Origin of the sequence: Oscillatoria nigro-viridis PCC 7112, assembly GCF_000317475.1 — a bacterium.
Lineage (GTDB): Bacteria > Cyanobacteriota > Cyanobacteriia > Cyanobacteriales > Microcoleaceae > Microcoleus > Microcoleus nigroviridis.
The window spans coordinates 2,217,087-2,230,988 of the sequence record NC_019729.1 but is presented as its reverse complement, the minus strand read 5'-3'; the positions used below and the strand labels follow the sequence as shown (position 1 = coordinate 2,230,988).

Below are 13,902 nucleotides of genomic sequence, written 5' to 3'. Positions count from 1 at the left end.
TGGAACAGGCGTCCCGCCTGTGAATTTCTGCGGTTCATTAAAAAAATCAAAAATCCCAACATAATTCAACCTGCATAGGATTTCAAAATCCAACCGAGCAAAATGCCAAGCCCCCCAAACCGAACTGCTTGCCAAAAAGGTTGTTTTATGCTTCCCCAAGAAAACAGGCTGCTTTCTAAATTCAACTCGATAGTTTCCAATTCTTGCTCAATTTCCCGCAATTCTTTTTTGAGTTGCGGCAATGGATTTCGGCGTCCCGACTGGCGGATTTCTTCGCGCCGATGGCCGAGTTCGACTTGGCGCTGTCGATCGACCTGAATTTGAGTGTACCGTTCTTTGACTGCGGCGAGCGATCGCTCAACTGCTGCGATCGCTTCAACAAACTCACTTTCTTGCTCTTCCCGATTTAACTCTGACGGCTGTTGAGGCATTTCGATCTGCAAACCTGACAATAATAATCAAAAAAACCGATTTCCAATTAAGTTGTTATTATATGCAGTATATTTTTTAAATTCAGAAACGGCAGCCAAATTCGTATAATTGCCAATTATGCTTGAAACTACACAAACAACCCAAACTGTCAACCTCAACGAGCTGAGCACGGTAGAACTAGCCCAAGCTCTAGCTGCGCGCCTCGCCATCTCCGAAAAAGATTGGCACCGCCTCAAAGCCAACCGTTCCGCGCGGGCCTGCGAGCAAGCTGCGGCCGCTTTGGTCTTTTTGCTCAAACAACAGCCCGAAGAAGCTCTCCCGCGCTTAAACCAAGCAGCAGGATGGCTGGATCGATCGATATCGGCTCCTCCCTGTCCCACCCACGGCAATTGACACTCTCCTGGCTAAAGCCGAGGAGATTCTTGATTCGCAGAATCGACTTGCCGGTGCAGAATTACTTCAACATCGGTAGCGGTCAATTCTCCACAAGCGTTCGGATCTAAGATCCAAGTTCCGACGTGCCCCGCCGTACTCAATCCCCGACTCAGGATATTTTTAGCTGCGTTCCAGTCACGATCTAATACGCATCCACACCGACAAGCGTGGGTTCGCGTTGAGAGACTTTTCTTAACAATTGTTCCGCAACTAGAGCATTCTTGACTTGTTCCGTTAGCTGGTACGGCAATCGTAATTCTTCCGAATACTTTGCCAAAATATTCCAACCAAATTCGGAACGTATACCAAGAAGCGTCGTTAATCGATTTTGCCAGACAGTGATTCTTCACCATATTTTTAATCCTCAAATCTTCGTAGACTACACAGTCGTTAGACTGGATGACGCATCTTGCCAACTTCACGGCAAAATCTTTACGCTGTCTGCTTATTTTGAGGTGGCGCTTCCCTAGAATCGCTCTAGCTTTTTTTCTGTTTTGCGAACCCTTGACTCGTTTTGAAACTCGTTTTTGGGCTTTTTTCAACCTGCGTTCTCCCTGGCGGAGGAAACGCGGGTTATCAACTGCAACGCCATGAGAATCCGTGTAGAACTCTTTGAGTCCCACGTCTAATCCGATGGTCTTTCCGGTAAAACTCAATTTCTTCAGAACGGTCAACTTGCACGCAAAGCTGCACGTAATATCCATCTGCTCGCCTTACCAAGCGTACTCGTTTGATTTGACTGCGCTGGTAGAAATGCAAGTCGCGGGTTCCTTTTAATTTAAGTTTGCCGATTCCTTTTTTATCGGTAAAAGTGATTGATTTCCGGTCGTCTGCCAGACGCCAGCCCGTAGTTTTGTACTCTACCGAGCGGTTGTGTTTCTGGAATTGCGGGAATCCTTTTTTTCCTGGGACTTTCTTTTTACAGTTGTCGTAGAATCGTGAAATCGCCGACCACGCTCTTTCTGAACTCGATTGTCTGGCCATGCTGTTTAAGTCGTCGCAAAACGGGAATTCCTTCGCTAGAATGGCGCTGTATTTATTCAAGTCGTATTTGTTGACTTTTTCGTTTTCCATCCAAAACCGCAGTGCTTTGTTGCGGATGAACTGCACCGTTCTAATTGCTTCGTCTACAGCGTCAAATTGCTGTTTTTTCCCGTATGCCTTGAACTCAAAAACTAACATGACTTCGACCTCATCACGATAGTCTTATGCTACCAGAGTCGGCTTAACATCCCTCTAGTTGTTCACAAAGATTTACATGGTTTTACTTGACAGCGCCATCCTGAGAGCTCAGAAAATAGACTGGGAGGCTAAAGCCTCTTTGTCCCTTTCATCCCCGGACTAAAGTCGCGGGGTTTTCAGGGTATTATTTATAATACGGCCAATAATTTTGAGCGTTGAGTCTTGAGTTGGGACTTAATTAGTGGTTCAAAACTTAGACAATCGCGCCGCTCGATCGAGCAGCGCGATTGTGAGATCAAAAGATTTATACTTTTTGAACTCAAAACTCACATTTTGCATTACGATCAGCTATCAATAGCCAGAGCGTTCAAATTCTCACTCCAAACTTCAGCCCGACAACGAAAAAATTTCCCGGTCTAGCTGAGGTGAAAACTGCTGCCAAATATCGGTGCTAGCGCAAGCGAGGCAGTCGGTAACGACTGGGAAGTTCTTTGCACAGCCGTAACTCTGTACCTTGAGAATTCCACTCTACCCGATCGAATATTTGGTAAAGAATAAACAATCCCCTACCACATTCCTGTTCTACATGGGGTAGTCCAGAGTTATCTGCAACGTCCTCTGCTAGGAGACTGTCGCAATCATCAGTATAAAGGTTGCAACTGCAAGGGGCATTAAAGCCAGAACCTTCATCCGATATCACCCACCAATATTGGTTTTGGACGATCGAAAAACGGACTCCAACAGTTTTACCGGGATCTAATTTGTTTCCATGCTTAGCAGCATTTACCAAAGCTTCTTGAAGCCCCAACCGCAATTCCGCTTGCCAGTAATCTGGCACCTCTGCTAGGAGCAGATCCAAAATAGGACAAAGGTATAGAGTAGAAGCGAAGCTAATCGTAATCCAATTGCGTCCGACGGGACGAGGTGAAATAGCAATCACTCAGAAAACTCCCTAACTTTCAGGTGGATAAAGTTCACACCCTGCATAGTTGGCTCCCTAGTATTCAAAATGCTAATTAATTGAGCTGCGCTGCTCTACTTCTATCTTAGAGTATCAAAGCAGTTAAGAACAGCAAACAACGTCACAAAATATTCTGCGATTCTGAGAAACTGCTGCAGAGAACCATCGGTAATTTTACTTATAACTTCTTCCAGCAGCCAGATTTTTGATGTCGGCTTTTGCCAACTAGCAACCAAACGGCTAGCTGTATCCCCGAAGCCGTCAACACCTGTTTAACAAACGATCCCCACCTGAAACAACTCGAAAATAACTATAAAAAAGTCGATCCCTTTACCTTCGCCAACCAGGTTCGACCCTCGCAGCCCCTGGGCAAGCGCCATCGCCCAGAACTTGCTCAGACCGTTACACAGCAAAATCATCATACCTAGGTATGTTGCAGCCAAAACCCGATTTATTTTCCCAAATGCGATCGGGCAAAATATCTCCCATTGCTGCGCCCCTCACAAAACCAAGATTCGTTACAAAACTTATTAATCCTGAGTGCGGGAGCTCGCGAAATCTCAACTCGCCCAAATAGACCAATCCTTTGCTGGCGAAACTCCGGGGCCTTCGTCAAACTATATAAATCTGAATGTCGCGATACAATAGTTAAAGTAAATAATTATTTCTTTACATTATGCAAACAAGCCCAGCCATCACCGCAGCCCCCATAGCCGGCACTTACTGGCAGTGGCGGGGGCATTCAGTGTACTACGTTAGATCCGGCGATCGGCATCCACAACGCCCTCCCCTGCTGTTAATTCACGGTTTTGGCGCTTCCACAGACCACTGGCGCAAAAATATCAGCGGTCTGAGCAAAGACTTTGAAGTGTGGGCGATCGACCTTTTGGGATTCGGGCGATCGGCAAAACCCGAATTGCAGTACAGCGGCGACCTCTGGCGCGACCAACTCCACGACTTTATCACGAACATCATCGGCCGGCCCGCCGTACTAGCCGGCAACTCCCTCGGAGGCTACGCCGCCTTGTGTGTAGCAGCCGGGCGCCCCGAATCAGCAGCCGGACTCATATTAATCAACAGCGCCGGCCCCTTCAGCGAACCGCAGCCCGCACCCGAAGCCCCGCCCTTGCAAAAAGCTATATCTGCAGTAGCTAAAACCTTATTTCAGCAAGATTGGGCAAGTTTTCTGCTGTTCCAGTACGTGCGCCAGCGATCGACAATTCGGAAAACCCTAGAAAAAGTTTATCTCGACCAAAGCGCCGTCACAGACCAATTAGTAGAAGAAATTTACCTTCCCTCCTGCGATCCCGGTGCCCCCAAAGTATTCGCCTCCGTATTCCGAACACCCCAAGGCGAAAAAATTGACGTATTGCTGAGTCAATTAAACTGCCGGTTGCTAATGCTGTGGGGAGAAGGCGATCCGTGGATGAATTCCACAGAAAGAAGCGCTAAATTTCGCAAACACTATCCGCAGTTGACAGAACACTTTATCAAAGCCGGTCACTGTCCCCACGACGAAGTACCAGAACAGATAAACGAACTGATTCGCGCCTGGATAATTGACCAATAGTCGATCGGCACATAGATCATTTTCCCCCGGCCATCTCCTCCCTTGGATAGGGGGAAATTATCCGATTTGCAGTAAAATTTTATGTATTGTGCCAACACAAACGCGGTTAATTTCTGCTCAAATGTTCTGAGGAGACGGAAACCATGACCGGCAAAAAGACTCGCCGCAATTTTATATTGAGCAGTATAGCCGTTGCCAGCAGCATTGCAGGTGCTAAGGCGATCGAACAGCAGGATCGGGAAATCGCAGCCGCACCCAATAACCAGGCTGCAGCCACAGTAAAAATGCCAGAACGACTGTTAGGCAAAACAGGTGTGAAAGTGCCGATTTTCGGTTTGGGTGGGGCCGGACAAACACCGCTGTCGCAGCCGGGAAGAGAAACAGAAGCGGCGGCGCAAATTGAACGCGCGATCGAACTAGGCATTCGCTATTTTGACACGGCGGCCGAGTACGGGCCCAGCGAAGAAAACTTAGGCAAAGTTTTGCCCAAACATCGATCGCGCATATTCCTAGCCACAAAAACCTCCGCCAGAGACAGAGATGGCGCGTGGAGAGACTTAGAGAAATCGCTCAAAAGATTGAAAACCGATCGGCTAGACTTGTGGCAACTCCACCACGTCTCATTCCAAACAGAATTAGACCAAATTTTCAGTGCCAAAGGAGCAATAAAGGCGATCGAAGAAGCCAAACAGCAAAAAATAATTCGTTTTTCCGGCATCACCGGACATCACGAACCTGCTATCATTGTGCAAGGCTGGGAGCGCTATCCTTTCGACACAACATTAATCTCCCTCAACGCCGCCGAAAAACATCACCCGCGCTCCTTTGTTACCAGCGCTTTACCAATTGCCAAAGCTAAAAACATCGGCGTCATAGCCATGAAAATACCAGCTTACGGCAAATTATTTCAGAACGGTGTTTTAGATGGAATGCACCAAGCAATGGGCTACACGCTTTCACTTCCCGGCGTGCACTGCTGCGTCATCGCCGCCGACTCAATAAAGCAATTAGAAGAAAACTTCAAAGTCGCCCAAGCATTCCAACCCCTGAACACAACAGAAATGGCAGCACTTGAAAAACGCACCGCCGCCGCTTGGCAAGAAAATACCTTTTTCCGACAGTGGACTTAAAATACCAACTCCAAAATCCTTTTTTTCCTGTGTGTTCGTTGTGGTGTGTTTATGGTGGCGCGGGCGTCTCGCCCGTGAATCATCTTATGTGCGATCGAACAAATGCAATCCAATTGTTTGGCAGTGAGGAGTTGAACCCCGATCAAACTACTAGAACTCAAGTCCTCACTGCAAACCTACAACGTTTATGTTACCGAACTTGCTTTTACCTGCGGTGAAAATATAGCAACCGCCAACCCGATTAAGCTGTTCAGTCTTTAAATTGTCTGTCAAAAAAAATCAAAGTCTTGTGGAGTGGGCGTCCCGCCCGCCCTGAATCTACAATTTAAATGCGTAACAGCTTAGGAGATTTTAAATTGCTGAAACCATTGCGATTATTCCTTATTCCTTATTCCTGACATCCGTTACATCCGACGAAAGCGAATCCGTTGCCGAACTTCCTTCTTGCTTCTGCTATATTTAAAATCACAAAACAACGCGACTCAACCAGGTCGCGTTGTTCAATATCATAAGAAATGCACTTTGTCAACAGCAAATAGCTACTTTTTATTGCGTCTAGCCTTATCTAACCGCCTGCGATCGCGCCACTCAACCGCCGTTAAATAAGCGACCCCGCCAGTCACGGTTAGCAGCAGTACAAAGGCCACTAAAACGAGAAAATTAGCAATCGAAAATTCCACAACCCCTCTTCCTCTGATTTTACATTTTCTACTTTCGATTTTAGATTAAAAATGTTAACAATTAACAGTTGAATTTTGACTGCTAACAGTTAAAAATTAACAGTTCACTGTTAACACTCGATTCAAACTGCTGGCAACTCTTCCAAAATTGTAAACCTCACATGATTAATTGCCAGACTCCCCACGGAAACCTCCTCCTTATTTAAAGGAAGACCTCCGCTGGTGAGACTTTGAAACCGAATTCCCTTGCCGATTTCTACGTGATACCAAGCCAAACCCATAAAAAATCGCAACGGATAAGGGCCTCTGTCTTGAATGTCATCAGGATTAGATTCCATCGGCACCCAGCCAAAACCCGGAATGTAAAATTCCAGCCAAACGTGATTGAAATCCGGCTCCAGCGACACCCCTTTTCTGTCAGCAAAAGCCGGGCACTTGTAGCGGCCGATCGTGCGGCAAGCAATCCCGTTTAACCTAGCCAAAGCTAACAAAACTCCCACGTATTCGCCGCAGGAACCGATACCGCGCCTCAGCACAATATCGGGAGTGTCAATGTGAGGCCTAATCCCGTAAGAAAGTTGGTCGTAAACAAAATTGCGAATGCTCAGCAATTGCCTGAGAATGTTAGTTTCCGAGCCAATGGCAGCCACAGCAGCCGATCGCACAATATCCGTATCCATCGCCAAATTATCATTATCCACCAAATACTTAGCTGCAAACTCCGGCGACAGCTTGGGAATCTTTTCGACATCCCGAGGCGACAACTGATACTTAATCGATCGAACTTCTAACAAAGCCTTCCAGCCAAAAATTCGGCGTTCCCCCTTAAGCAGCCGATCGAACTTAAACACCGCCACCCGTTCCCCTTCCTGAATTTCCTCAGTAAAAGGCATTCCGATCGGCGTAACTTTCCTTACCTTTTGCCGGTGAGTTTGCGAAGGCAAAGCAATCCGCCACTCCAAATTTTCGATTTCTACCTCATCGAGGGGAGACAGTTCCTCCACATAAGACATTTCCATCAAAAAACCGTTTGACAGAGCGTAGCGGTCAGCTTCATTGTAGTGAAAAGACAAAGGCTGAATAAAAGTGCGATCGCGCTTCGTCAACTGAAAAGGATCTTCCGAATTCGGGTCGTCCCGGATGTAAAGTTCATCTCCAGCATAAGCCACGTACAGAACCTCCTCCCCAGTTTCCACATCCTTGTGAAAAGCCAAACCAGAAGGCGATTCAAAGGGAGTCAAAACGCTAAATTTAATCTCCCCTGTTCCCCGTTCCAAACAGTAAACAGTTTGCTCAGTCTTATCGCAAACCCAAATTTCCTCATCCCGAACTGTGATATTTTCCACCCCAATACCCGGAGCGTAAAACCGAGTAATTTCGCGACCAGTTTTCAGGTCAAAAACCAGAATCGAGTTTAATCTTTGGCAAGTCACATAAAGCGTAGATTTCCACACAGCAATCCCGTCAGCAGGATAAGAAAGCGAAACAAAATGTTCCGGCTTGAGTTCAGCGATCGCCCCGTCCCGAATTGCGCCCCGACAGCAACAAACATCCTCATCCCGCGCAAACCACAGAGTATCTTCCGAAATAGCCAGCCCCGTTGCGCCGGCAAACTTAGCCGTGTGATAAGGATTCAAAACAGTAGTGTTGTCACTTTCTCGATCGATCTCCAATAGCAGCCCTTCGGCGCGATCGACAGCGAACAACCTATTTCCTAAAAAAGCAATGCCGTGCAGTGCCAAGACTCCGATGGGTCTTACCATCTGCAGCCTCGAAGGCTGTTTGTCCGAAAGAACAGGTGAATCGAGATTCATGCTAAATTTCTTGCCGCTATTGTACAGAAAACCTGATTTGTAACTTGTAGCCGATCGCTTGAGGTTCACCAGCAAAATTGCCGAGTTTCCTGATATCCAGGATTGACGCATCAACCGGGTGTTTTTACGAAAAGACCCGTTGTAGCCTCTTGCTAGAGTTAAAAGACCCCGAATATTAGTCTTTGTCAAAGTTGGCTTTAACAAGCTCAACCCAACCTGCTGTCGTGAATAGAAGTAAGTATAACTACTAAGCTACCACGGACAAACGCGACAGAGAATTCTATGTTGAGCAGAGCGACCCAAATAATCGTATCTGCCTGAAGATATAAATTAAGTACAACAGATTACTATATCCGTCAAAACCTTGGATAGAATAAAACCGTGCGATAAAGTTCCTAGGTTCATCAGAAGGCAGGTTCGTCATGGCTTTGAAGTCTGCTCTAAATATCGGTGCTCTTTCCTTAATTCTGTCTTTAGAGGCAGTTGCCGCCGGTAGTTTTTTAATACCAGCAGAGGCTCTCAACAGCCCCGCAAATATTGTCCAGCGCCCCTCACGACCGCAGCTACCGCTCAACTGGCAAACAGTTCAACCCCCTGAACCCAGCGGAAGCAGACCGAACATTCAGTTAACGGGAGCCGCGTGGAATAGCTTTCAACCGCCGGAGGACGGAGTACCCGGAAGGAGGGAAGGGGGAGGAACCCGCGGCTTAAAATGCCCCGCGGCCACAACTGCCTTAACTGCCTTGATTCCCCAATCAACTATGGGGCAAACCATATCAGCAAAGCCAACATTTTTCTACTATCTTCCCGTAGCCCTCGACAAAACAGTTCAGTTTGAGTTAGCAGACGAAAGGGACAAAACACTATACAAAAAAAGTTTTCGCCTGGTAACTAGCCGTGCAGGTGTAGTTAGCGTCAGCCTCGGCTCCGACGACAACTCGCCAGCCCTGGAAGTTGGCAAAAACTATCAATGGTACTTTACTATCAAATGCAACCCAAAAAATACAACCGATGATGTTCTCGTTTCCGGGTGGATCAACCGCACTGCACTCGCCCCAACCGTGAAAATAGAGTTGGATCGATCGTCCGACAGCCTAGCCAAACTCAGCATATTTGCCCAACAAGGTCTCTGGTACGAGTACCTGGCAACTCTCGCTCAATTGCGTATCGAGTCTCCCAGCGATGCCAGTTTAGCGCTCAAGTGGTCAGCAGTGCTCAACTCAGTCGAACTCGGCAAAATAGCCCAAGAACCCTTAGTCACCAGTGAGTTAACACCCATAACCAAAAAATAATTCGACACCCGTTTCAAACAAGAATGCAACCGTAGCCCCGTGCCCCAAACCCCGATCCCCATAAGTCATTGCCAAATCTAAAATCTAAAATCTAAAATGGTATGACTTCTGGAGCAAGTATCAAAAACCCGGTTTCGATTGCGGTATTTGACAGCGCTACAGATGATTTTTGCCGGCTCCGGGTTTTTTTGTCGATCCTCCTCAATAAATTAAAATTTTTGTGCTCATAAGCCGTTCTGCCTCGCTTGCCTCTTGAGGGCCCGACTGGGGAAATTTTTATTGTTAAATTGCGCTCAATACTAAATGATAAACTGGCAGAGTCAAGCAGCATACCAACTTATTTTAGACAAAATATTAATTATGCGCCCGAGTGCAAATATTGCAATATTTCGGTTGGCGATTTCACTTCTGACTGGGTTGCCGATCGCTTGCTTTTATGCCAATAAAGCTATATCCCAAACTTCCGATATTTCTCAGTTGCCCGTCGCCGCTGACAACTCAGCAGATCCGGGCAATCAAGTATTAGCACTGCAAAAACTGGAAATCAAGCAGGATGAAACAGCAACAAACTTAAATCAGCTTCCCAATGCGATCGAGACCAACCCTGAACCAGAAACACCATCGAACCCCGCCGAGAACAGCCAAGAAGGCTGTTCCACAATCGATGAAACTGCTTGTGGTGCGGGCATCTTGCCCGCAGCCAAAAATCTGGTTGACAGCGATCCCCAATGTCAGAACCCGCTAGATTGTAATTTTTTAGCCCAAAACCCGCAGACGCCGCCGGGAAACCTCCCGCCCGACTTAAACCGCGATCGAGTACCAGATCCGCTGTTACCGTCGCCGCCGACTCAGCCAGATCCAAATCGCGATCGATTTCTGCAACCGGCCCCCCAGCCTTCCCCAGAACCTCCCCAAGTACCGCCAACAGTAGCGCCTAGCCCCCCGTCGCCAGTTCCCCCAACCCTGCCGAATACACCAATTGAGGTGCAGAAAATTCAAGTAGTTGGCAGCACAATTTTAAGCCAAGACGAAATTAATGCCTTAGTCAACCCGTTAGAAGGCCGTTCTACCACCCTACAACAGCTCAAACAAATCGCCGACAAAATTACCGAAATTTACCTCAACCGTGGCTACATCACTTCGAGAGCAGTCTTGCCGCCCCAAACTATCACCGCAGGGGTAGTCCAAATTCAAGTTATCGAAGGCAAGCTAGCCCGAATTGAGGTAGAAGGAACTAAAAGATTGCATCCAAGTTACATCCGCAGCCGGATTCGACTCGGTGCCGGAATGCCTTTAAGCACAGCTTCCTTAGAAGACCAACTCCGGCTGCTGCGAGTCGATCCTTTATTTGACAATGTAGAAGCCAGTCTGCGGGCTGGGGATAGTGAAGGCGAGAGCATTCTGATCGTCCGAGTCTCGGAAGCTAATCCGTTTCAATCTACTTTCAGCATTGACAATTACTCGCCTCCCAGTGTCGGTTCCGAAAGATTGGGAGTTAGTCTGCGCCACCGCAATATAACAGGAAATGGCGACGAACTGGCGGCGGCTTATTACCGATCGCTCGGCGATTCAGACGTGTTTGATTTCAGCTATCGCGTGCCGCTAAATGCGATGAACGGCACTTTGCAATTGAGGGCGGCACCGAACCGCAACAGTATCGTACAACCACCTTTTGACACTTTTGACATTTCGGGAAAATCGCATTTATTTGAAGTTAGTTACCGCCAGCCGCTGCGGAGAACGCCGATCGAAGAATTTGCCTTGTCTGCGGGTTTTACTTATCAGACAGGCAGAACTTTTCTCGGTGGCGACCCGGTTTCTTTTGGCATCCGCCCGGAGTCCAAGGGTGTCAGCACTACGAGCGCAATTAAGCTGGGACAGGACTACATTCGGCGCGACCCGCAGGGGGCTTGGGCAGTGCGATCGCAATTTACGATCGGCACTAGCTTGTTTGATGCTACTCAATACGAAGGTTCCGATCCCGACGGACAATTTTTGAGCTGGCTGGGTCAAGTGCAGCGAGTACAGCGATTGAATGACAAACATTTATTAATTTTGCAGGCAGACTTGCAGTTGTCAGCTAATAGTTTGTTGCCTTCCCAGCAATTTGTAATTGGCGGCGGACAATCTTTGCGAGGCTACCGCCAAAATGTCCGTTCTGGCGATAACGGCTTCAGAGTTTCCCTCGAAGATCGGATTACTTTGCAGCGCGATGCTTCGGGAAATCCTAAACTACAATTAGCTCCATTTTTCGATGCGGGTACTGTATGGAACGTTGCGAACAATCCTAATAAATTAACCAATCAGACATTTTTAGCAGGTGTGGGTTTAGGGTTACTCTGGGAACCGATACAGCGGGTGAACCTGCGCGTAGATTACGCTTTTCCTTTGGTGGGAATTAGCGATCGGGGTGACAATCTGCAAGATAAGGGAATTTACTTCAACATAATTTATACGCCCTAAAACGAGCGATTTGCTGCTCTACTAAACATATAAATTGTCTGTTATGGCAGAGGGGAGATGGGAAGAGTGGGGGAGTGGGAAATGAAGAAAATATTTCCTTCTTCCTTCTTCCTTCTTCCCTCTTCCCTCTTCCCTCTTCCCTCTTTCCTCTTCCTTGTTCAACATCCGATATTAATCGCCGATTTCCCCGACAACCTCCGCAGCAGCCTGAGTTTCGAGCCAGAGTTTGAGCAGCAATAACTCCGCCCGATCGCCCAACACAGTCGCAAACACGCCGTCAGCCCCCTCAGACGTGCTAGAAATCCACGTACCGCGCAGAGTTACTTCTACAAAGTCAGCATCAGCAACACAAAGCTCGATCGCATCGTTGTCGTTTCGGCGGGCCTCGGATTCCAACAGAGGCAGCGCCGGCAAATTCGCGGGCAGCAAAAATGCCGCAGTGCTCGGTTCGACGCTGATGCTTTGACCAACTCGCATAGCCAGCACAACTCGCAGCGCCACTAACTGTTCGGGAGATTGAGCCAAACGCTCGAGGTTAAAGCCCGTTTCAGTGTAAGTCAACTTCAGCATATTGACAGCCCTAAATTTGGAATTAAAAGTTGAAAATTGGTAATTGAAAATTGGTAATCGGGAATTGGGCATCGGGCATTGCGAATTGGGCATCGGGCATTGCGAATTGGGCATCGGGCATTGCGAATTGGGCATCGGGCATTGGGAATCAAAAGTTTGCTATTCCGACCTAAAATCCTTTTCAATTACAGGACTTAATTAGCTATTAACTATTAGCTATTAGCTATTACCAATTACCAATTACCTGTTTGCCCCATGCCCTATTCCCCATGCCCCATGCCGGATGCCCTATTCCCCATGCCCTGTTCCCCAATTTGATATTCGTGCCAAAACAGTTCGGCAAAAGCAACAGTGGGGTGTATGGGGGCCTTCGGCTTAGTTCGCAGAGACATTCCAGCTTCTACGGGAGTTCGATCGCCCTTACGGGAGTTGCACCCTTCGCAAGCAGTCACCACGTTGTCCCAAGTATGCGGGCCGCCCTTCGAGCGAGGCATCACGTGATCCAGCGTCAAATGCCGGCTGCTACCGCAGTATTGGCAAGAATGAGCGTCGCGGCGCAGAACTTCCCGGCGGTTGACCGGGGGCACTTTCCACAGGCGTTCCCTGTTACCAAAAGTCAAGCGGATTTGTTCGGGTACGTGGATGCTGTTGCTGGGCGATCGTACCAGCCAGCCGTTGCCAATGCTAAAATCCAGAGGTTCAGCCTTGCCTGTTACCAAAAGTACGATCGCCCGTTTGATGTTGACACGGCTCATCGGTAGGTAATTCTGAGAAAACACCACCACAGATTGCCTCAATACATCAGTTACTACGGTCACGGCTTGCTCCTCCTCATTTGGATTTTAGATTTTAGATTTGGAATTTGGGATTTGGAATTTTCGATGCAACGCCTGCATTGGCTATATCTAGTTTTTGCCAATTCCCCAAGCCTTTGGGAATTTCTCAAATATCCAATCAAATGCCCCCGCTTCTGTTACGAGAGAAGCGGGGGCTAGAAAAACTGCGTTCATGCAAATTTTCATCCTGTGTTGGTACAGTCGTTTAGCTGTACCTCCCGCTTCGCGTATCTGGATATGGCTGTGCCACTTGCAGACCGTGCCGGCCTACCTCGTTGTCATGAATTTCTGCAATTTGTCCTAATCCACTATAACCGTGTTTATTTAGACCCCGGCCCGCCCACCAGGTCGCTGCGACAGTCGCCAAACCCGTGCTAAAGACGTGCCGTAACGACTCGGAGCGACCTGTGGGGCGATCGCACTTCAGTTTATAGGTGGAGTAAGTGGGGAGAAATTTCAAAGTCGGCAGAAGGTGGTTAAGAGGCTTTCAATCTAGCTGTAAACATACTACACTGATATTACACATATGTCCACCCG

The 13,902-nt window shown here is 47.8% G+C and carries 11 protein-coding genes and 1 pseudogene; 5 read left to right on the top strand and 7 right to left on the bottom strand.

Annotated elements, in window-relative coordinates; genetic code table 11:
- Positions 1-65: 65 nt before the first annotated feature.
- Positions 66-431, bottom strand: coding sequence for a sll0565 family protein (locus tag OSC7112_RS09615; protein WP_015175717.1), 366 nt, complete (start codon positions 429-431; stop codon positions 66-68).
- A 118-nt stretch (positions 432-549) separates the two neighbouring features.
- Here OSC7112_RS09615 and OSC7112_RS09610 point away from each other — a divergent pair, with 118 nt between their 5' ends.
- Positions 550-825 (top strand): DUF6439 family protein, encoded by a 276-nt coding sequence (locus OSC7112_RS09610; protein WP_015175716.1) that lies wholly within the window; start codon positions 550-552, stop codon positions 823-825.
- An 11-nt stretch (positions 826-836) separates the two neighbouring features.
- On the opposite strand, the pseudogene OSC7112_RS09605 reads toward OSC7112_RS09610, so the two are convergent.
- Together OSC7112_RS09605 and OSC7112_RS09600 are read right to left on the bottom strand one after the other, a co-directional pair.
- Positions 837-2,049, bottom strand: a pseudogene (locus tag OSC7112_RS09605) (RNA-guided endonuclease InsQ/TnpB family protein).
- 451 nt (positions 2,050-2,500) lie between these two features.
- Entirely contained in the window at positions 2,501-2,989 is a 489-nt protein-coding gene (locus OSC7112_RS09600; protein WP_015175715.1) for an ATP-binding protein, read from the bottom strand.
- 697 nt (positions 2,990-3,686) lie between these two features.
- Here OSC7112_RS09600 and OSC7112_RS09595 point away from each other — a divergent pair.
- Together OSC7112_RS09595 and OSC7112_RS09590 are read left to right on the top strand one after the other, a co-directional pair.
- On the top strand, positions 3,687-4,580 hold the full coding sequence (locus tag OSC7112_RS09595; RefSeq protein ID WP_015175714.1) for an alpha/beta fold hydrolase: 894 nt from the start codon (positions 3,687-3,689) through the stop codon (positions 4,578-4,580).
- A gap of 143 nt (positions 4,581-4,723) precedes the next feature.
- A complete protein-coding gene (locus OSC7112_RS09590; RefSeq protein ID WP_015175713.1) occupies positions 4,724-5,710 on the top strand; it encodes an aldo/keto reductase in 987 nt (328 codons plus the stop codon).
- Between the two features lie 539 nt (positions 5,711-6,249).
- On the opposite strand, the gene OSC7112_RS39550 is transcribed toward OSC7112_RS09590, so the two are convergent.
- Entirely contained in the window at positions 6,250-6,390 is a 141-nt protein-coding gene (locus OSC7112_RS39550) for a hypothetical protein (protein WP_190274357.1), read from the bottom strand.
- A gap of 122 nt (positions 6,391-6,512) precedes the next feature.
- Positions 6,513-8,204, bottom strand: coding sequence for a transglutaminase-like domain-containing protein (locus OSC7112_RS09585; RefSeq protein WP_015175712.1), 1,692 nt, complete (start codon positions 8,202-8,204; stop codon positions 6,513-6,515).
- A 422-nt stretch (positions 8,205-8,626) separates the two neighbouring features.
- Here OSC7112_RS09585 and OSC7112_RS09580 point away from each other — a divergent pair, with 422 nt between their 5' ends.
- On the top strand, positions 8,627-9,496 hold the full coding sequence (locus tag OSC7112_RS09580) for a DUF928 domain-containing protein (RefSeq protein ID WP_015175711.1): 870 nt from the start codon (positions 8,627-8,629) through the stop codon (positions 9,494-9,496).
- Between the two features lie 303 nt (positions 9,497-9,799).
- Positions 9,800-11,959, top strand: a complete 2,160-nt coding sequence (locus OSC7112_RS09570; RefSeq protein ID WP_015175710.1) for a ShlB/FhaC/HecB family hemolysin secretion/activation protein — start codon at positions 9,800-9,802, stop codon at positions 11,957-11,959.
- 171 nt (positions 11,960-12,130) lie between these two features.
- On the opposite strand, the gene OSC7112_RS09565 is transcribed toward OSC7112_RS09570, so the two are convergent.
- Positions 12,131-12,529 carry an alr0857 family protein gene (locus OSC7112_RS09565; RefSeq protein ID WP_015175709.1) on the bottom strand — a complete coding sequence of 133 codons (399 nt, stop codon included), beginning with the start codon at positions 12,527-12,529 and terminating at the stop codon, positions 12,131-12,133.
- A 260-nt stretch (positions 12,530-12,789) separates the two neighbouring features.
- A complete protein-coding gene (locus OSC7112_RS09560) occupies positions 12,790-13,347 on the bottom strand; it encodes an HNH endonuclease (protein ID WP_015175708.1) in 558 nt (185 codons plus the stop codon).
- Between the last annotated feature and the right edge of the window lie 555 nt (positions 13,348-13,902).